The sequence below is a fragment of the Flavobacterium sp. WC2509 genome, from assembly GCF_052683105.1.
This window is the reverse complement of record NZ_JBQZFG010000001.1, coordinates 98,665-118,048: the sequence shown is the minus strand read 5'-3', so window position 1 is coordinate 118,048 and position 19,384 is coordinate 98,665. Positions and strand designations below refer to the sequence as shown.

17 protein-coding genes are annotated in these 19,384 nt (G+C 35.2%); 8 read left to right on the top strand and 9 right to left on the bottom strand.

Features of this window, described 5'->3' with window-relative positions; translation table 11 throughout:
* Positions 1-84: 84 nt before the first annotated feature.
* Complete coding sequence (locus tag ACUN3A_RS00465) at positions 85-603, bottom strand: hypothetical protein (RefSeq protein WP_445549381.1); 519 nt, start codon at positions 601-603, stop codon at positions 85-87.
* 155 nt (positions 604-758) lie between these two features.
* Positions 759-1,289 (bottom strand): hypothetical protein, encoded by a 531-nt coding sequence (locus tag ACUN3A_RS00460; protein ID WP_445549380.1) that lies wholly within the window; start codon positions 1,287-1,289, stop codon positions 759-761.
* Positions 1,290-1,992: 703 nt separating this feature from the next.
* On the opposite strand from ACUN3A_RS00460, the gene ACUN3A_RS00455 reads away from it, so the two are divergent.
* From ACUN3A_RS00455 to ACUN3A_RS00440, 4 genes are all read left to right on the top strand, one after another.
* Positions 1,993-2,352, top strand: coding sequence for a helix-turn-helix domain-containing protein (locus tag ACUN3A_RS00455; RefSeq protein ID WP_445549379.1), 360 nt, complete (start codon positions 1,993-1,995; stop codon positions 2,350-2,352).
* Between the two features lie 801 nt (positions 2,353-3,153).
* A complete protein-coding gene (locus ACUN3A_RS00450; protein WP_445549378.1) occupies positions 3,154-3,909 on the top strand; it encodes a hypothetical protein in 756 nt (251 codons plus the stop codon).
* A gap of 1 nt (position 3,910) precedes the next feature.
* A complete protein-coding gene (locus tag ACUN3A_RS00445) occupies positions 3,911-4,306 on the top strand; it encodes a DUF5675 family protein (RefSeq protein WP_445549377.1) in 396 nt (131 codons plus the stop codon).
* A gap of 48 nt (positions 4,307-4,354) precedes the next feature.
* The gene (locus ACUN3A_RS00440) at positions 4,355-4,579 is read left to right on the top strand and encodes a hypothetical protein (RefSeq protein ID WP_445549376.1); all 225 of its coding nucleotides are present in this window, start codon (positions 4,355-4,357) and stop codon (positions 4,577-4,579) included.
* 505 nt (positions 4,580-5,084) lie between these two features.
* Here ACUN3A_RS00440 and ACUN3A_RS00435 read toward each other — a convergent pair.
* From ACUN3A_RS00435 to ACUN3A_RS00420, 4 genes are all read right to left on the bottom strand, one after another.
* Positions 5,085-5,687 carry an AAA family ATPase gene (locus ACUN3A_RS00435; RefSeq protein WP_445549375.1) on the bottom strand — a complete coding sequence of 201 codons (603 nt, stop codon included), beginning with the start codon at positions 5,685-5,687 and terminating at the stop codon, positions 5,085-5,087.
* Positions 5,688-5,802: 115 nt separating this feature from the next.
* On the bottom strand, positions 5,803-6,687 hold the full coding sequence (locus ACUN3A_RS00430; RefSeq protein WP_445549374.1) for a transcriptional regulator: 885 nt from the start codon (positions 6,685-6,687) through the stop codon (positions 5,803-5,805).
* Between the two features lie 427 nt (positions 6,688-7,114).
* Positions 7,115-8,092, bottom strand: coding sequence for a helix-turn-helix domain-containing protein (locus ACUN3A_RS00425; RefSeq protein WP_445549373.1), 978 nt, complete (start codon positions 8,090-8,092; stop codon positions 7,115-7,117).
* 129 nt (positions 8,093-8,221) lie between these two features.
* Complete coding sequence (locus ACUN3A_RS00420) at positions 8,222-8,767, bottom strand: hypothetical protein (RefSeq protein ID WP_445549372.1); 546 nt, start codon at positions 8,765-8,767, stop codon at positions 8,222-8,224.
* A 376-nt stretch (positions 8,768-9,143) separates the two neighbouring features.
* On the opposite strand from ACUN3A_RS00420, the gene ACUN3A_RS00415 reads away from it, so the two are divergent.
* Entirely contained in the window at positions 9,144-9,359 is a 216-nt protein-coding gene (locus tag ACUN3A_RS00415) for a hypothetical protein (RefSeq protein ID WP_445549371.1), read from the top strand.
* A 91-nt stretch (positions 9,360-9,450) separates the two neighbouring features.
* On the opposite strand, the gene ACUN3A_RS00410 is transcribed toward ACUN3A_RS00415, so the two are convergent.
* The 3 genes from ACUN3A_RS00410 to dinB all read right to left on the bottom strand — a co-directional run bounded on the left by ACUN3A_RS00410 (position 9,451) and on the right by dinB (position 14,995).
* On the bottom strand, positions 9,451-10,296 hold the full coding sequence (locus ACUN3A_RS00410; RefSeq protein WP_445549370.1) for an RteC domain-containing protein: 846 nt from the start codon (positions 10,294-10,296) through the stop codon (positions 9,451-9,453).
* Between the two features lie 241 nt (positions 10,297-10,537).
* Positions 10,538-13,588, bottom strand: coding sequence for a DNA polymerase III subunit alpha (locus ACUN3A_RS00405; protein ID WP_445549369.1), 3,051 nt, complete (start codon positions 13,586-13,588; stop codon positions 10,538-10,540).
* Positions 13,589-13,807: 219 nt separating this feature from the next.
* On the bottom strand, positions 13,808-14,995 hold the full coding sequence (gene dinB, locus ACUN3A_RS00400) for a DNA polymerase IV (RefSeq protein WP_445549368.1): 1,188 nt from the start codon (positions 14,993-14,995) through the stop codon (positions 13,808-13,810).
* Positions 14,996-15,082: 87 nt separating this feature from the next.
* Between dinB and ACUN3A_RS00395 the strand changes: the two genes are divergently transcribed.
* The 3 genes from ACUN3A_RS00395 to ACUN3A_RS00385 all read left to right on the top strand — a co-directional run bounded on the left by ACUN3A_RS00395 (position 15,083) and on the right by ACUN3A_RS00385 (position 19,279).
* Positions 15,083-15,853: an XRE family transcriptional regulator gene (locus ACUN3A_RS00395; RefSeq protein ID WP_445549367.1), complete on the top strand. Its 771-nt coding sequence runs from the start codon at positions 15,083-15,085 to the stop codon at positions 15,851-15,853.
* Between the two features lie 362 nt (positions 15,854-16,215).
* Entirely contained in the window at positions 16,216-16,392 is a 177-nt protein-coding gene (locus ACUN3A_RS00390; RefSeq protein ID WP_077375025.1) for a histone H1, read from the top strand.
* A 982-nt stretch (positions 16,393-17,374) separates the two neighbouring features.
* Positions 17,375-19,279, top strand: coding sequence for a hypothetical protein (locus tag ACUN3A_RS00385; RefSeq protein WP_445549366.1), 1,905 nt, complete (start codon positions 17,375-17,377; stop codon positions 19,277-19,279).
* Positions 19,280-19,384: the final 105 nt, after the last annotated feature.

Genomic DNA, 19,384 nt, shown 5'->3' with positions numbered 1-19,384 from the left:
TAAATGAAATGCAGCCAAATCTCTTCAGATTAAATACGCATTTCTAGAATATACTTAAATAATCGTATTGAAAAGTATATTGAATTATCTTGTCTGACCAGAAAAGCCAGGTGCTATATAATAAATCTTATCCCTGATGTGTAAAACTTTTTGATCTCCAAACATTTCAATTAATAAATTAAAAGATTCATTAGTGCTTATTTTACAGTCTATTAACATATTAATCTCCATATAAAAAGGATAATAAAATTCAATGTTTTTGCCTGATTTTAGAATTGAATCGCTAAAAACCCAATGATCTTCAGTAAGCATAATCCTTTCTTTTATGAGTTTAATTAGATCATCGGGTAAGTTCCCCTCTGTATTTATGGATGCTATTTTGCTTTTAGGCGTTACTTGAAATTTTATTATTCCAGAAGCTGCTATGCACTTTGATAAATTTTCTTTGTCGAATTTATAATAGGCTAAAAAAGTGTTCAGAGGAATATAGTTGTTTTTCCCTTTAAAACTAAAAGCGATATCATTATCGATTTTGTGTTGGGCTGTAATGCAATTGGTAATGAATAAGGCTATTATAATTCTAATTGTTAAATGTTTTTTCATAGTTTCTATGTTTTACATTACTTAGTTATACTATATTGATTTTTTCAAGTTTGTAAAAAAATGAGGGAATCAATTCTTTCTGATAACCTCATATCTTCATGTTGTTAGAATATTTACAATATACTTAACTAATATTCTTTCAAAAACATACTGAATCATATTTGTGATACACTAAAATCGGGAGCTATAAAGTAAATTTCATTCCTTATATGCAAAACTTTTTGAGCACCACATAAATCACTTAATAAATTATATGATTCATGAACTTTAATTTTACAGTCAGTCTTAAGATTAATTGACAAGTAGAATGGATAATAAAACTCAATATTTTTACCTGATTTTAGAATTGAATAACTAAAAACCCAATGGTCTTCTGTAAGCATAATTCTTTCTTTTATAAGTTTGACTAAATCTTCGGGTAAGTTCCCCTCCGTATTTATGGATGCTATTTTGCCTTTAGGCGTTACTTGAAATTTTAATATTCCAGAAGCTGCCATGCACTTTGATAAATTTTCTTTGTCGAGTTTATAATAGGCTAAAAAAGTGTTTAGAGGAATATAATTATTTTTCCCTTTGAAACTAAAAGTGACATCCTTATCTATTTGATGTTGTGCCGTGATGCAATTGGTAATGAATAAAGTTATTACAATTGTAAATATAATTTTAATTAGCATGTTTCGTTTCATAATATCCATTATTTGAGTTGTTTAAATGCGTTTATTCCTTCTATGTTTCCAGTCACACCAGTATTATCGATGTTATCAATTCTGCGCATTTCTGCCCATGCATCAGTGCCGTCTAAACCATGTTATTAATTGCACCCTAGTTAAAACAAATGTTAAAGGACTTTTTACCAAAATTTATAAAACAATAAATTATAGGCGATATTTACATTACATTAAACCTCGCAGAGGTAAAAATACATTTGAATTAATTTTTCATAGTGGTGTTATCTATTCTTATGAGGGAGGTTTATTGTTCTATTTCTTTGCTTTGGCAATAATCAATATGAAATTCGATCAAAATAACATTTAATCCGCTCACCTAAGTCCTCTTTAATAGAAACAAGTAATCGTTATTTTAAGAATACTGAAGTCTTCCGACTTCGTACTCGTTGCTATATGCCGTTTCTGCCTTATCACACATACTCCAATAAGCACTTCAAGTATTTTGCGTGATCTACTGCTTGGACAATCGGAGCGGGTACGAAGTCGGGAGACTTCGCACAGCACAGGTGCATTTAAGAACGCTTTGTTTTTTATAGAACACTTCGCAGAGCGGGATTTATTACTCTATCTAGTAGAAAAATACACGAATAGGGAAACTGCAATATTAGCTTCAAAGTACTTTGCTATTGATATAGATCGAGAAAGTTAATCGGCTTTTGCAATGTTTCAAGGCCAAAAAAATCACAACGATGCTGCTATAAAAAAAGCGCAGGAATTCATCGAAAATAATATTCAGGAACGAATTACAATCGAAGAACTAGCCAATTTAGTTTCTTTGGGAAGAAGAAGTTTTGAAAGAAGGTTCAAGCTGGCGACAAACCATTCGGTTTTAGAATATATCAATAGACTAAAAATGGAGAATGCTAAACGAAGTTTTGAAACAAGCCGTAAGAATATTAATGAAGTAATGTACGATGTTGGTTATACAGATACCAAAGCGTTTAGAACTATTTTTAAGAAAATTACCGGTTTAAGCCCGATTGAATATAGAAATAAGTATAATAAAATGACAGCAGCTTAGTTTTTGGTAAGTTTCCAATTTTATTGATAACGCACAGCTAATTAAATCTTGTGAAGAAAGTATAGTTTGTAATTATTGATTTTGTATTAGTTATGCTATACGTTTGGACTACTTGTTGAACATGTATGATTGTGTTATGACAGTGTGCAAGAGTTTTTAATACTCTTAAATTTATCCCACTATACAACGTAAAACATGTTCCAGCTGAAGGCCTGAATACGAACAAAATTCCTCTATCGAGATTAATTGATGTTGTTCTTTTTTCAAGCTGTCTTTAATTTTATTTAAATACAACCTTGCCTGTCTGTATGTTTTACCAGTAATACGCTGTACATCTTTTGGATAAATACATACCCTAATGTTTGCTGTTATCATACTGCTACTCTTCATACATTATCCATACTTAGGATAGGGCTTTGAGTACCCTTCCCTTGCTAGACAAATTTACTTAAAAATATTTTGTTTTAAGTGACTTAAAAGGATTATTATAGGCTTTTTACTACCGTTTTTGACCGTTGCCTTTTGAAAATTGATTTAAATGATGAAATATTTGCTCCAAGCATTCCAGATTTAGTTGCAACGAATATTCAGGATGAACGAGTAAATCAATCATTTTTTAACCTAGAGCCTGTTTAATTTTTATCTAATTATTTTGTTACGTTTCTTTTCGGCTACAAATTCGTTAAATTTTTCGAGATAGTTCTCAACTATCTCTGCAAAATTTGCCTTTTTTCGCTCAAAAATAAACCATAACAATTCTAAAATATAAAATTTAAACAGACTCTTAAATTTTAAATTATTATGGCAAAACAGAAAGGCATAATCAAATTGAAAGGTACTATCGGGGATATTACTTTTTACAAATCAAAAGATGGGTACATTGCCCGTGAAAAAGGGGGCATTGATGCCAACCGAATTGCAACTGATCCTGCATTTCAACGCACACGAGAGAATGGGTCTGAATTTGGCAGAGCAGGTAAGGCTGGAAAAACATTGCGTTTGGCTTTGCGTACGCTGTTATTGAATTCATCCGACAGTAGAATGGTTAGCCGTCTTACTCAAGTGATGATGAAAGTAATTCAAGCGGATGCGACTAATGACCGTGGACAAAGAAATGTCATTGATGGTGAAGCAGAATTGCTCAGCGGTTTTGATTTTAATATCACAGGAAAATTGACTGCTACTTTTTTTGCTCCATTTCTGGGAGGAATCGATCGTGCTACTGGTGAAATCACTGTTGATGTGGATCCATTTATTCCTATTAACATGATTGCTGCTCCAAGCGGGACTACTCATTTTAAAATCATATCAGCCGGTGCCGAAATTGATTTTGAAGCGGAAACATTTGTCTCTTCTACTTCTGAAACGGCTGTACTTCCATGGGACAGTAATCCGACGGTAGCTATCAACCATCTGAATGCTGTTACACCAAATAGTACTAAACCTTTGTTTCTTGCTCTTGGAGTAGAATTCTATCAAGGGGTGAACGGTAAGATGTATCCTTTAAAGAATGGTTCTTACAATCCTTTGGCTTTGGCTCAAGTAAGCGGATTGTAGCATGGATATAGTATTAACCCGTACTTATTTCTCTGACGGGACTAATGGGAAAATCGAATGTGAAGGCAGATTTGTCTGTTATACCATTGAATTGCCCTGGCTCGATAATGCTAAACAGATTTCCTGTATTCCAGAGGGGAAGTATTTATTAAGACGGCGATACAGTCCCAAATTTCAATGGCATGTTGAGGTAGCGGATGTAGCAAACAGAAGTTCTATTTTATTACACCCTGCTAACAATGCCCAAAAGGAATTGAAAGGATGTATAGCTCCTGTAACAAAAGTTTCGGGAGCTGGTTTAGGTCTTCAGTCCAGACAGGCTTTTCTCAAAGTAAAATGTTTAGTTTATAGTGCTTTGGAAAGAAATGAGACTGTTTTATTAATTGTTCAATCATAATCCTTCGACTCCGCTCAGGATGACAGGGATAAAAAAAAACAAATATTTATGAATGTTATGCAAAGAGCGAAAGCTCCCATACCGAAATTTTTTAAAGTGCTTCGAAACATCGGATTGGCTGTCGCAACTATTGGTGGCACCATCGTAGCATCGCCAGTTGCTTTGCCTTTAGCAGTGATAACTGTTGGAGGATATTTGGCTGTTGCGGGTGGTATATTATCCGCAGTGAGCCAGCTTACCACCATAAAAGATGATTTGAATGCAGTCGAGTAATCCTATATTGTTTGGTACTGCAAGCGGTACTTTTTTGAGTGTGCTGCCAAATTTACATTCGGAGGATATTTTAAAAACTGTTTTATTGGCTACTATTGGAGCTATAGTCAGTTTTGTATTTTCCATGATGTTTAAATTTATCGTTAAGAAGTACAGGAAGTAGTTTTACTTAAATTGTTTTTGTTAGAGAAGCCCAAACCGGAATAGGAATGGGCTTTTTTAGATTTTAGATTGAGGATTTTAGATTTTAGATTGAGGATTTTAGAATCAAGAAACAAGATTTTAGATTGTGGGGATTCTTACTTTGTCAGGAGGAAGTATTGTGTGGATTTTGGCCACAGATTGAACGGATTAAACGGATTGTCACTGATTTTTTTATGAGAAGCGTATTTTTGTTTAATCGTTTAATCGTTTAATTGTTTTAATCGTTTAATTGTTTAATTGGGGATTGTTAATTGTTGATTGTTGATTGTTGGGATGGAGGGTTGTTGTTTTTAAAGAAATATTATCGTTTGTCTTTGGCGTCTTTGTCGAAAGCTATGAGGTTTAGTGAGGAACGCAAGCGGGATCGGACACGGTTGCCGTATGTTTCTTCGATTTCGGAAGCGGATAGGTTGGTGGTTATGTGGGTTTGGAGTTTTCGACTAATGAATAAATCATAGCGGGATAAAAGGATTTCGGCTATGACATTGCATTCGTTACCGAAGTATTTGAGGTTGTTTTCGGTTCCCAGATCATCAAAGCAAATTATTTTTGGGGCTGACTTGCTGTATTTGTGAATGATTTCGTAGCCTTCTTTTATAAATTCAAAACTGATGTCTCTACATGGTTTTACTGCAAATTTGTGAGTGGAAGAGGTGAGGTGTTTCATCAAATGCATTAGAGATGTTTTGCCACAGCCAACTGGACCAGAAAGCATAATTCCTTTGTTGAGGTCGATACTGAATTGAACACAAGTTGGTTTGTCTTTGAGGAAATATGCAATTAGTTTGGAAATAATTGTGTGATCATTGTCGTGGATTTTAAAGTCAATACCGTAAAGTTCGACACCTTTTTTCTCGAGCCAAAGTATAATTTCTTTGTAGTTGTAATTGGAGTTTGTTTTCATTGAAGATTCTAAGTTGCTGAGATTCTGATATGGAGTTTATTGGTACTTTTTTATGTGGAAACCACCCCGCCCTATGGGCACCCCTCCAGGGGAGGGGAATTTTTTCGGGATAAAATTATAGTGGTTCTGCGTAGTTTTTATTGGTGGCGGTATTCAGGTGTTTTGCTCTGGTGGGTTTTTCGGGGAGATTGAATTTTTGTGTATTCAACATCCAATTTCTTGCTGATGCCTGCCAATCAACCATAGGAGTTTTGCCTCCTACCAGCCAGCCGTTGCTGGAGAAATGATTGAAGAATTTTTGTGCTTCGATTTCAGGGAAGTTTTGCTGTTCGAAGTAGGTTTTGATTTCTTCGATTGTTGGCTTCTCGACTTCGCTCGAAGTGACAAGAAATTTTTTTTGCTGCTCTTTTTCTATTTTGTTTTTTTCATATGTAGATAATATTGTTTTTGTTGGAGTATGTAATTCGCTTATGTTCATTTGTGTTTGCGACAAATTTTCGGTCGTGCTCATTTCATAATTGGAAAAAGCTATATGCATTTGGAACTGTGGGGATGGCTCTCCCAAGTTTAAATTGTTTGTTTTGTTTATATTGTTTATAGAAGATACCAGCGCTTGTTCAGTGCCTGTTTCGGTACTTGTTTCCTGCTTGTTTAACAGCTGTTCATTTTTTGGATTACTGTTTACTCTTTTTTGAACTGGTTTTGGGTCTTCTGAAAAATTGAAAAGGATTACCATACTGCCTTTGAAAGGATTAAAAGAAGGCATGTATTTAATGTATTTCTTTTCATGTAGTTCTCTCATACATTTATGATAGGTTGCTTTCGAACAAATTTTACTGATATGCATCACTTCTTCTCTTGTTATACTTATCGGACTTCGGAAATGGTTCACATTCCAAAACTGGAATAATGCCATGTATAAACTGATATGGGTTGGGTTGAGGTTTGGATCAACAATTATACGATCGAAGAATCCAGTCAGGTGTTTGATGTAGTTCATTTTTTAAGTTTTTTCTTAATTTTTTTTGTGGTGCAAAAATGTTGGGATAGATTGTTTTTGTATCACAAGGGCAATCACAAGTTGTGAAAGAAAAAACTGTAAATAAATTTTGTTTTTAAGTGTTGAGTTTCCTTATTTGATAAATAGCATTGCGGGAGATTTTGGCCACAGATTGTACGGATTGAACTGATTTTTCACGGATTTTTTTTTTAATGCTTTGACTTGGACTGTGGATTTTCTAGGTGGGGAATTTTGGCCACAGATTTCACGGATTGAACTGATTTTCACGGATTTTTTTGATTGTGGGTTTGGTTGCGGATGCCGTTTCTTCGTTAGGAGGAGAATGTTATAGGGGATTGGATTGCAAAGTTATTGTTGAGGTTTTTTTGTTGTCTAGATGAATAGGTAACTTTGTAACTATATATTGTTATTGATTTTTTAATTTTTTGATGAAGTAGGTGGGAGAGAGGCCTGTTCTATTATTGAATGCTTTTGTGAAATTTTGAGTGGAACCAAAGCCTGCTTCTTCGCCTAATGCTTTGTTGGTGTAATTGCGGTATTTGTTTTCGTTTTTGAGTAATTCTACTATATGGTCGATTTTTAAATCGCTTATGTATTCAATAGTGCCCTTATTACGATAGCGTGTAATTATTTTTGTAACGTATTTGGTATTGGTGTTTAATAGGATTGCCATTTTTCCCAAAGTCATGTCTTTTCCAAGATACTTTTTTTTGGACTCAAATTTTTCAATGTTTTTTAGAATTGTGGCCACCACTTCAGGACTAATATCCAGTTCTATTTCTTTATTGCTGCTGCTTGAATCCAAAGGTTTTTCGGTTCCGGGTTTGCGATTCATTAATTCTTTGAACAGTTTTTTATTTCTAAAATGCCTGTTAACCAATAAAGCTATGATCAAGGTCATTATCATAATGATAATTAATCCACCCACTGTCTCGTATTTCATTGACTGCTCAATGTCTCTTTGAGTTTGTAATAATTTTTTTGTATCGTATTCTTTATGGATTTTTCCTGAAAGGTATCTGTAATCCTGATTTAGAAACTTGTCTACTTTTAAAAGAGCACTTATGTAGTATAACTGTAATTCTTTATTATTCTGCTGTTGATAATAATCAATCAGTAATTCGTATGCTTCCCGTAAATCTGGACGGATATAATTCTGTTTTTGGAAAGCTGTATCTATCTTTTTGAAATAAGGGAGTGCTTTTTCCTGTAAATTTTGTGACCAGTAACTTTTGCCTATATAAAAATTGATTACCGTTTCATTAGTAAGGTCTTTATTGTTTTTTATACTGGGCAATGCCATCGTTAACTTCTTGATGGCGTCTCTATAATTGTGAGTGAAATATTGATTAACTCCTTCTGATTGAATAAAATAGTATTGCATGTCTATGTTTTTCAGTCGTAAACCCTCACGAAGCCCTATTTGATTTATTTGACTTGATAATTTGTATTTTCCTATGCGGTTGTAACAGAGTCCTAAAGAATGAAGTGAATTCAGATAGGCTCGGTCATTTTAATATTTGAAATAGCTAATGCATTCTTTGAACAATGCTATAGCTTCATCATAGAATCCGAGATAAAATTTAATCTGAGCAATTACGTATTTTACTTTATATGTAAGATACTGGCTGTTTGTCTTTGAAAGGTATTCATCTGCTATAAGGTAATTATTGAGTGCTTTTTTATATTCCTTACGATCATAATGTATTATTCCTTTTGTCATATAAACAGATCCGATTAATTCAAGATTGGCTGTTTGTCTGGCAGCGATTACCATACTGTCAACATATTTAAGCTGCAATTTTATATCGCTTTTATAGATTAAAACTTTATAAGCCATTGCCATTTGGCTGAAATTCCTCTCCTTTTTAGCCTTAATTAACCAAGATTGTGCATACAATAGTTCTTTACTATTGTCTTCGTCTTTATAGTGAATATTTTCATTAAAATATTCATAGTCTTTAGCAGAAAGGCTATCTGGAATGGCAAAGTTTTTTTGTTGTGTATAAGCATACTGGTATAAGCATAGCCATACTATGATTAAGTATTTATTTATCATATTTCTAAGAAAATGTGAAGTAGTAATTAGAAGTACTGAATATTGTATTAATGAGTTTTTTAAAAATAAATGTAGCTAAAATAAACTATTAAACACAGGGGTTAACCTTACAAAAAGTATTTTTTGTGATGTTACATGCAACTCGCTGTAGGGTCGGTTATTAGCGAAAAATGCCGTGTATTCAATTCGAGAATCACATAGTATGGATTCAGGAATCGAACAGTTGTTGGTTTGCTCAGGGTAGAATGACCTATTAGTTTTGCCCTGAATTCAAACGGTTTTGTTATGAGCAAAATCAACATCAACACTGTTCAGATTACCCCGGGAGAAATGAACTGATAAAAAAATATCAGTAACATTTAAAACATTAACCAAAATGAAAAACATCAATTTATGCTACATTACTTTAGTTTTATTCTCTTGTATGTCTGTTATTAATTCATATGCTAATAATACTTCTACTCCAATGATTGCTTCCCATTCCATATGTTTGGGACAAACGAAAACGGCTCCAATCATTGATCCAGACTGGACTAAACTTGTAACCTCTTTTAATGCCACACTTGACAGTGTTCATTCGACAGTTAAGTAGTGTATCAATAAACATCATATAAGGATTGAAGATTCCGAAGAGACAGTTTTGTCTCTATTATATTAAGGCTGCTCTATTTGAGCAGCCTTTTTTAGTTTTCGTCTGCATCGTCCATGCGGATAATCAGATTGTTTTTGAGTGTGTTCAGGAATTTTGTCCTGTCAGATTTTCTGTTTCGGATTTCAATAAATACCCTGTGGAATTGTCCTAAATCAATATTAAAAGCGGATTCGAAAAAGGCTGTGACTTCTTTTAGGCCTGAAATTCCATTATTGAATACTCCTTCTGAATGGAGTGCGTAAATCAATTCAACTAATTCTACTTTGGATCCTGTCCATTTTTGTTTTTTAACGATTTGAGAAGGTACCTTTGTTTCTATAGGTTTTCTTTCCAATTGTTTTAATTGATCTTCCAGAAAAACTTTTATCTTTTCATTTGCCAATATTTGTGCCATTTTATAGTCATGTGATGTGGTAAAACGGTGGTCTGCCTGAAAATAAGTACTATCCAGTATTAATTTGGGATCGTATTTTGCCCGTATAAAATATTTGTGATCCAGACAATTATTACCAGTGCGACAGTAGCGGTAAAATTCCTTATTTTCTTTAAAGAATATTTTTAATTTTTGGAGTTCTGCTTTATAATATTTGCGAATCGTTTTTTGTGTCCCTAGTGGTTTGTTGGTTTCTATTGTATAAATCTCGTTGTAATAGATTAGTTTGGCAGTAAATTTTGGTTTGATTTCCCGAAAGAATTCGATTTCTTCTTTTTTCTTCAGGTACTTGTATTTTATGAAAAAGACCTTTAGTTTCTCTACTGCTATCGCAGTACTTTTTATTGCCAGTTCAGCAGATTGTATTGTGTGTTCTGTTTCTAAATGAACTGATTTTAATTGTTTTTCCAGCTCGGATAGTAATGTTTCTGCAAATAATTTCATTAGGGCAGTTTAAGATTTACAATTTAATGGACTCGAGAATTGAATCGGGGCGCAAATCTATTTAGTGAGTGCTATGGTTGCAAATAATGTAGTGTGTGATTCCCGAATTGAATAGAGAAATTCCCGATTTGCATAGGGTGTAAGAGTCGAAAGTTGAAAGTCAAAAGTCAAAAGTGGAGAGTGAAGAGTAAAGATGCAAGATTGAAGATGCAAGAGGGGTACAGTTATCCTTATTTTGTGCTCAGCTCCATTTTTGTCTGGGTAAATTAATTTCATGTTCTTGTGGATAAGGTGCGCGATGGGTACTGCTGACATCTTCCTTGATTTGATTTTGTGTTTTGAACTGGTCTTTAGAGTCCATGTATCGAGGGTCGGGGATGAAGGGCATTTTTGCCATTTTGGTTATGGTAATTGTGGGGAAATGATAGTCCACTTCGACAGTACCCAACAGCAGATAACAGCCGCCTCCTTGAAAAGGATACTGAGTCAGACTGTCGGGAAAGTGGGCTGTGTCAAAATAGGAACCCTCGTGGTCAATCCAAGTTCCAAAATACATTGTTCCTCGTTTGGTAGGTACTTGTTTGCGGGAGATAAGATAGGCTAGCATGCGTACTTGTTTTTTGTGACAGGTCAGCAGGTCTTTGGCCATACTATCTCCTCGGTTCTTGGTTTGTAAAAGATCAAAGGGGGTACAGGAAACAGGGAAGCTTAATAGTTCAATTTCATCAAAAGCATCTTCAAACAGAGAACGTTCCAAAGTAGGGAGTTTATATTCCTTAACGGGTTCCTGAATCAATAGTAAGTTTCTATTTTCGGGTTTGTAATTATTCAAGAGTAGACTGGCAATGACCAACAACTGATTTTTGGATTTGCCTGTAAAGCGAAAAGCTCCAATGAAAATTAGGATTTTTATTCCTTCAATACCCATTGGGATGCGATTAATAAAATCCTCCAACGACTGAAAGTCACCATTACTGTTGCGATCTGAGACTATAAAAGATGCCATTTTGGATTCCAAACTTTGTAGGTGCATAAAACCCAAATAAACTTCGATGCCGTAGAGCGTGGTTTCGTACTCACTTTTATTCACACAAGGATTATTGATGGTGGCTCCAGACATACGCGCTTCGTGCACATAGACTTCGGTTCTGTAAAATCCACCCTGATTGTTTATGACGGCTACCATAAACTCAATAGGATAATATACTTTAAGATACAGGCTTTGATAGCTTTCCACAGCATACGAAGCTGAATGGGCTTTACAAAATGAATAACCTGCAAAGGATTCAATCTGTCGGTAGATTTCCTCGCTAAGGGCTACAGGATGTCCTTTTTGGGCACAGCAGGCAAAGAAATTGTCTTTTACTTTTTGAAGAGCTTCTTTAGAGCGTCCTTTTCCACTCATAGCCCTGCGAAGAATATCGCCATCAGCAGCGGGAAGGCCACCATAATAGAGGGCGATTTTAATAACATCTTCCTGATATACCATAATGCCATAGGTTTCTCCAAGCTGTTCTTGAAAGACAGGATGGAAATACTCGAATTTATCGGGATGGTTGTGACGAAAGATATATTCTTTCATCATACCTGATTGTGCCACACCTGGGCGAATAATGGAGGAAGCAGCTACCAGTATTTTATAATTGTCGCATTTCAGACGTCTGAGTAAACCCCGCATGGCTGGGCTTTCTATATAAAAGCATCCGATGGTTCTGCCTTGTGCCAAATAGCTATTGGCTAAAGCTTCATCTTTTGACAGGGAAGTGTCGCGAATATTCACTCGGATTCCTCTATTTTTCTCGATAAGCTTCACGCTGTCGTCAATATGCCCGATACCGCGCTGGCTCAGGATGTCAAATTTTTCGAAACCAATGTCTTCGGCAATGTGCATGTCAAAAAGTACAATCGGAAATCCCTTGGGAGGCATTTCCAATGGCGTAAAATTGGTAATGGGGTCTTCGGATATTATAATTCCACAGGAATGCATGCTGCGCTGGTTTGGGTATTTCTCCAGTAACATTCCATATTCCTGAACGAGTTTTACAATGCTGTTTGTCTGATGTAATTTTATTGGGTTTTTAGCCAGCATATCTAATTCTTCTTTGGGCAATCCAAAAACTTTACCTACTTCCCGAAAGATGGAGCGGTATTTGAATTCGACATTGGTGCCGCAAAAGGCAACATGATCGGCTCCGTAACGATTGAAAATGTATTCTAAAATTACATCCCGTTCTTTCCAACTCCAGTCGATGTCGAAATCGGGCGGGCTTTTGCGATTCAGGTTTAGAAAGCGTTCAAAATACAAGTCAAGCTCCAAAGGGCAGATATCCGTAATTCCCAGACAGTAGGCAACAATGCTGTTCGCACCGCTACCGCGACCGATGTGCATAAATCCACGGCTGTTGCTGTAGCGAATAATATCCCAAGTGATTAAAAAATAACCGCTAAACTGGAGTTGGTCAATCACTTTAAGTTCTTTTTCTATACGAGCCTTGGCCAAAGAATTGTTTTTTCCATAACGCCACAAAAGTCCCTGATTGGCCAAGGTAGTCAATAGGGCAATATCACTTTCCCGATTATTGGTATAGAATTTTTTGTTTCTGGGGGTATTGAATTCAAATTTAAAATTACAAGCCTCTATCACTTTTTGTGTATTGGAAATAATTTCAGGGTATTCCTGATAGGCTAATAAAAGTGATTCGATAGGCAACATTACTTCAGAAGTTTTACAATAATCTGATTCGGTAAGTTTGGACAGAATGTTGTTCGTATCTATAGCCCGAAGGATTTTATGGAGGTTGAATTCTCTTTTTGTTCTGAACGTTACCGGCTGAAGGATGATCATTTTCGAAATTTTGCTTTTCCATTCTAACAGAAAAAGTTTAGGGAGTTCTTCCGGGCGAATTCCAATATACTCGTTCTTTCTAAGTGTTGTAGGGGCCTGTTCCATGGAATACACTATGCACACATCATTGAATTTAGGCGCGCAAATTGGTAGCGGTTCCCCGCTGAAATTATGGGCAGTTAAAAAGCGATTCATCTCAGCCAGTCCATTGGCATTTTTGGCCAGACCGATATACCGAAATTGGTGCTGACAGCGAAACTCGATTCCGACAATGGGTTTGATGCCTACGGCTCCGCATCCTTTTATAAAGTCATAAATTCCTGTTACGGTATTGATATCAGTAAGTGCCATTGTTTTTACTCCACAAGTGATTGCCTGCCCGATGAGGTCTTCAAGGGGGATAGTGCCGTAACGGAGGGAGTGGAAGGAGTGGGAGTTTAGGTACATTTTTTAATGGTTGATGGTTGATGGTTGATGGTTGATGGTTGATGGTTGATGGTTGGTGGTTGGTGGTTGGTGGTTGGTGGTTGGTGGTTGGTGGTTGGTGGTTGGGGGTGATGTTTAATCGTTAGTCGTTTGATCGTTTGATTTGTTTAATCGTTTAATCGTTTGTGGTTTGTGGGTGATTGTTTGATCGTTTAAGGGGGCGGGGGGATGGTTAATTGTTTAGGGGTTGGGGGGGCGTTTTAGAATTTCTTGTTTGGTGTTGGGTTTGAGGGAAGCGCCGGCGCAGCGCATTACGGCATCGAATCCATAGCGGCTTTTCATTTTATCCATTGCCTGATACAACGACAGCATTTCTTCAGTGTCTTCAAAAAGGTTGATCTGGTATGTACCCCGAATGAGTCCGCTGAAACGTATTCCAATTAATCGCAGACGCATGCGACGTTGGTAGAGTTTGTCAAACAGATCGGTGACTGTATTTGTTAGTATATGATCGGCTGAGGTATATTGCACACGGCATTGCTTGGTCTCCGTATCAAAATTGGCATACCGTATTTTAATAACGACCGTTGATGTTAGCCACTGCTCCGACCGCAACTGAAAAGCCAGTTTTTCAACCATGCCCAACAGTATTCGTTTGAGTTTTGGGATGTCGATTGTATCCTGCGTGAATGTATGCTCTGTTGATATGGACTTTCTTTCGGTATAGGGTTCTACGGGATTGATGTCTATACCATTGGCTTTTTTCCATAGTTCAGTGCCATTTTTTCCTATCATCTGCTGCAGTACTTCAGCTGGCATTTCTGAGAGTGTCTGAATGGTACGGATGCCGATTCTGGAAAGCAACTGAAACGTTTTGTCGCCAACCATCGGGATTTTTTGAATTGATAATGGATTTAAAAAGGACTGTACTAAATGTTCCGGTATTTCCAGATTTTGTTTTTGCTTTCCTTCGCCCGTTCCTATTTTAGAAACGGTTTTGTTGACGGACAGTGCAAAGGTTAGAGGGAGACCTGTTTCTTTTGTAATGGTTTTCGCAAGTTCATTTGTCCACTTGTAACTGCCATAAAATTTATCCATTCCTGTAATGTCAAGATAAAATTCATCAATGCTGGCTTTTTCGACTACTGGTGCATTTTCCTGAATGATTTCTGTAATGGTGTGTGACAATTTTGAATACAATTCCATATCGCCTTTCATCACTTTTGCCTGAGGGCAAAGCCTCATTGCCATAGCAATTGGCATAGCTGAACGTACTCCAAATTTCCTAGCTTCATAAGAGCAGGAAGCGACAACACCTCTTTCGCCACCACCAATAATCAGGGGTATTCCGTTCAATTCTGAGTTTGTCAGTCTTTCGCAGGACACAAAAAAGGTATTCATATCGATATGTACAATTGCCCGTGTCATTTTTCTTTGTTTTTGCAAGGAACAAAATTAGTACAGGTTGTAACATTTTTTAATATATTTGCTGTTACAAATTGTAACAAAATTGTTATGTCCTTATTTTCAGACAACATTAGAACCCTTCGGGCAAGGCATAAGATATCGCAGGAGAAACTTGCCGAGAGCCTTTGCATTACAAGGGGCAGGTATGTTAAGTATGAAGACGGCACTTCGGAGGCTCCCTATGATATTTTAAAGAAAATAGCCCATTATTACCATATTAGCATCGATTTATTGCTATCTGTGGATTTACGTAAAATTGACACTGAAGATTTACTTAAATTAGAGAATAATCGATTGGTACTTCCTATTATGGTGGACAGGGAAGGGGAAAATTTTATTGAAGTTGTTACGCAAAAAGTAAAAGCTGGTTATTTGAACGGTTATGCTGATCCCGAATATATTGAAAATTTACAGCAAATCTCACTTCCTTTTTTAGGTCCTGGCAAGCACAGGGGGTTTCCAGTAGAGGGGGATTCGATGCCTCCCCATGAGGATGGTTCTATAATTATTGGCCGTTATGTGGAATCATTGGGTGAGGTACTTGATGGTAAGACCTACATATTCATTACCAAGAGTGAGGGTATGGTTTATAAGCGCCTTAATAAGAACAAAAAAAATGCACTTATTTTGGAATCAGACAATCGACTTTATCCTAACTATGAAGTTAAAGCCTCTGATGTATTGGAGATATGGGAATATGTTTGCAATATTGGACGAAGCGATATGAAGCCTAAGGTTTCTGAGCCTGTAAGTGTGGAAAAAATGTTTTTAGAATTAAAGCGTGAAATTTCTGAAATGAAAGAAAGTATTAAGAAGTAAGGTGTTTGTTTTTCATAGGTATATAATTTTTTCTCAGGACGAGACAGGGATGGTCTAAAAATTTTTGTAGAAAACCAAAAGACTTTTATCATATTTTGATTTATAAGGACTTTTTGAAAAAAAAGCAAAGTCGGGAGACTTTGCTGAGCGGAGTAAAGAGTAAAGAGTAAAGAGTAAAGAGTAAAGAGTAAAGAGTAAAGAGTAAAGAGTAAAGAGTAAAGAGTAAAGAGTAAAGAGTAAAGAGTAAAGAGGCAAGAGGGGGCATAAATGGGATGTTACTATTTTCTCCAATTTTAACAACTTTTTAATGCTTTCTTTTTGGTTAACTTCTATTTTTGTGCGCTAATTTAAATACTATTATTATGAAAGATTTAGTTGCTAAAATCAATGCCGAATTCGAAACGTTCAAAACAGAATCTGAGTCTCTGATTGAGAAAGGTGTTAAAGCGGCTGGACCAAGAGCCCGTAAATCGACTTTGGAATTGGAAAAACTTTTAAAGGAGTTTAGAAAAGTTTCTGTTGAAGAATCAAAAAAATAAGATTTCAATTAACGGCCCTCTGGATTTTTTTTAGAGGGCTTTTTTTATTACCCTCTGCAATCTATTAGAAGGGGTTGTTTTTACCATCAATAGCATACTTTTAAGTAGTCACGGAATGCCAATTCTACGCCATCTGGTTGGAATAAAAGATGCAAAGTTTAGAACTTGTTTTTTGCATCTTAGTAACTTTGCTGTTGTTTTTCTCGCGAAGGCGCAAAGACGCAAAGTATTGAACTGTTTTTTTTGCATCTTCGTAACATTGCTAAAGCAATATTTTATGGTTTTGAAGCACTTAAAAAAACGCAAATTATGAGACATTTGCAGATAGTACAAATGAACCCTTCATGGAGTTAGTGAAAAAAATAAAAAAACAGCACGCAGATTAGGCAGATTTTTCACTGTACTAGCGGGGGAATAAAAAAGTAACACCCTAAAAATGTTACGCAACAAAGGCGTTACCGTATTATAATAAAGCATTCTGACCAAGTGCATTTAATATGTCATCAATTGTTTTGGCTCCATAAAAACGAATGGCAACACAAAAAAACATGTTCTTATACTACATTATCAGGTCTTTATGACATTTTTTAAAATTACGGCATATTATTTCAATAATTTAGAATTGTCCAATGATAAGGAGGAGGATATAGATAAAAACGCTTAGTGGAAAATATTGCAATTACATAACACTACATATTATGTTGTAAATAGTAAATAATATAAAATATAAGAGATCTATGTTTTGTTGGATTTATAAAGGTATTCACGGGGAAAATCGGGAGACTCTTATCACAATTTCAGTTTACAAGAACTTTATAAAAATGCAAAGGCATGAGACATTTGCTCAGTGTAGAGATGAATACTTCGTGGTACGTGGTTTATTTATTTTTTAAATAAATGTGATAAAAGCGGGTAAATGTAGATTTATATTAAATTTTATATGAGAGAAAAACTAATATTCTAAATTCTAAAACATAATCCAATGAAAGTAAAAAATTACCTATTATTGATGTATTTTATTGCTATAACATCAAATACTATTTTAGCGCAAGATAATAACGCAAAAACTAATTTTTTTGGTGATCGTTTAAAAGATCCTGAGATTTCAGAGAATCATTTAACTTATAAAGGTGTGCTAGAAGCGGATGATTATATAGCTTTTCTAAAGGAACTAAAGACTAAGGATTCAGACCTTTCTAAAAATATCGAAAGTTTATTAAAAGTATCTGGGTTTTCAAATGGTTTCGAAAATTTAAACAGTACTAATGTTAAGTTTGTCAAAAAGATTAAAAACGCTGATGGTACTTATGGTACTGTAGACAAATTTTCTAAAGTAGATGATTTTGGTGGTATAATGAATGCTTTTCTTGTCAACACACAAAGAGGGCCTATATATTTTCTAACGTCAGGCTACCTGTTTTATTCAACAGATTATGATCTTATTTATGACTTTCAAAATGAAGAATTAAGAGGTAATAATGGTAAAAGAATAAAGGATTTTAGGGATGTTAAAGTGCAATACAATAAACCTTTTAGACTTAAAGTAATTAATGTAAATCGATATCTTTATAATGTAAAAGCTACTTTTGACGATGAATTCTTAGTAAGTAATGAGCCAGAGCTTTTTAAGAAATTATTTAAGGGAGAAGGCTTTGATATGTCACTATTAACAGGACTTGCGACATCAGATGCAGAAGCTGCTGCTGGATTTATGGGACAAGATGATGAAACTAAAAAACTTTTAGCTTCTTATCTAGAATTTAAAAAGAAATACAATGCTTTATTATCTAACTACATAAATGCATATAGTGTCTGTCTTCCAGAACCTGTACCTTGTTGTGAGGAAAAAAAAGGTGCTGAAAATTTTAAGCAATTATCGGAAGAATTAGCGACGCTAAATATCAATAACCTTGCTGTGTCGATAGAAGTAACAACGAATCTTAGCCAGGCTGAGAAAGATAAAACTGATCTTACTGCAAAACTTGAAAAAGCAGCTGCAAAAGAAAAACCGGGGATTCAGAAAAAATTACAAGACAATACGAATGAAATTACGAAGCTAACTGCTCAAAAACTTATATTAGCTGAATTATCAAAGATTCTAGCTGATATTACGGATGACAAATTAAGCATACTAGTTCTTTTCGATAATAATTTTATTGCTGAGAATTATCAAATTGCTTTCCCTGCTGTTTATCCCAAAGGGGATAATCTTATTTTTGGTTTGGATATCGAACCTAATAATAATGAAGTAACTAAAAAGTTAGTAAATGTACCATTAAAAGAAATACATTTAAAAGATGATTTGAGAGTTAGAAACAAATGGTTTTACAGTTTTAGTACAGGGCCATTTGTTGGACTGGGGGAAAAATTTCGTGAAGATGAATATGGATGGCAAGCTCAGCCCGGTACTTCAGGAGTAATAGATGATACATCAAGCTATAAAATTATTTCTAATGGACGTTCAGGTCTACCGATTGGAATAAGCGCTATGGCAAATTATGGAGTTAAATTATCGAATTTTTATGGACTTGGTGGATCTATAGGGGTTGGGGCTACTATAAATGAAAATGTTCATCCAGCATATTTTTTTGGTGTAACAAATTTTTTTGGACAGGATAAGCAATTTAATGTTACTTTGGGTCTAGCTTTTATCGAGACTGAAAAATTAAAAAAAGATCTGTATCCAGGAATAGGAACACAATTATATAATGCTCCAATTGATCTTGAGTATACAAAAAAGATGGAGGAAGGTTTTTTTGTAGCGTTATCTTATACTGTATTCAGTTCAACAAAGGTGAATAGAGTTAGAGCAGGAAATACAACAGTTACGCCTACAGTATCTGCAACGTCTGAAGCAGCAGCAGTTGAGCCAGAAGAAAAAAAATAAATTAAACGTAATTTTAGATACGATCCTGTAGAAGAATAGTAGTTTAAGAAAGGTCAGTTAATTTTGAAAATTCGAAATTAACTGGCCATTATTTGATTTAAATAG

Excerpts from the sequence above, each read along its gene's own strand:
- ACUN3A_RS00465 (WP_445549381.1), bottom strand. The coding sequence starts at position 603 with ATGAAAAAACATTTAACAATTAGAATTATAATAGCCTTATTCATTACC.
- ACUN3A_RS00460 (WP_445549380.1), bottom strand. The coding sequence starts at position 1,289 with ATGAAACGAAACATGCTAATTAAAATTATATTTACAATTGTAATAACT.
- ACUN3A_RS00455 (WP_445549379.1), top strand. The coding sequence starts at position 1,993 with ATGTTTCAAGGCCAAAAAAATCACAACGATGCTGCTATAAAAAAAGCG.
- ACUN3A_RS00450 (WP_445549378.1), top strand. The coding sequence starts at position 3,154 with ATGGCAAAACAGAAAGGCATAATCAAATTGAAAGGTACTATCGGGGAT.
- ACUN3A_RS00445 (WP_445549377.1), top strand. The coding sequence starts at position 3,911 with ATGGATATAGTATTAACCCGTACTTATTTCTCTGACGGGACTAATGGG.
- ACUN3A_RS00440 (WP_445549376.1), top strand. The coding sequence starts at position 4,355 with ATGAATGTTATGCAAAGAGCGAAAGCTCCCATACCGAAATTTTTTAAA.
- ACUN3A_RS00435 (WP_445549375.1), bottom strand. The coding sequence starts at position 5,687 with ATGAAAACAAACTCCAATTACAACTACAAAGAAATTATACTTTGGCTC.
- ACUN3A_RS00430 (WP_445549374.1), bottom strand. The coding sequence starts at position 6,687 with ATGAACTACATCAAACACCTGACTGGATTCTTCGATCGTATAATTGTT.
- ACUN3A_RS00425 (WP_445549373.1), bottom strand. The coding sequence starts at position 8,092 with ATGCAATACTATTTTATTCAATCAGAAGGAGTTAATCAATATTTCACT.
- ACUN3A_RS00420 (WP_445549372.1), bottom strand. The coding sequence starts at position 8,767 with ATGATAAATAAATACTTAATCATAGTATGGCTATGCTTATACCAGTAT.
- ACUN3A_RS00415 (WP_445549371.1), top strand. The coding sequence starts at position 9,144 with ATGAAAAACATCAATTTATGCTACATTACTTTAGTTTTATTCTCTTGT.
- ACUN3A_RS00410 (WP_445549370.1), bottom strand. The coding sequence starts at position 10,296 with ATGAAATTATTTGCAGAAACATTACTATCCGAGCTGGAAAAACAATTA.
- ACUN3A_RS00405 (WP_445549369.1), bottom strand. The coding sequence starts at position 13,588 with ATGTACCTAAACTCCCACTCCTTCCACTCCCTCCGTTACGGCACTATC.
- dinB (WP_445549368.1), bottom strand. The coding sequence starts at position 14,995 with ATGACACGGGCAATTGTACATATCGATATGAATACCTTTTTTGTGTCC.
- ACUN3A_RS00395 (WP_445549367.1), top strand. The coding sequence starts at position 15,083 with ATGTCCTTATTTTCAGACAACATTAGAACCCTTCGGGCAAGGCATAAG.
- ACUN3A_RS00390 (WP_077375025.1), top strand. The coding sequence starts at position 16,216 with ATGAAAGATTTAGTTGCTAAAATCAATGCCGAATTCGAAACGTTCAAA.
- ACUN3A_RS00385 (WP_445549366.1), top strand. The coding sequence starts at position 17,375 with ATGAAAGTAAAAAATTACCTATTATTGATGTATTTTATTGCTATAACA.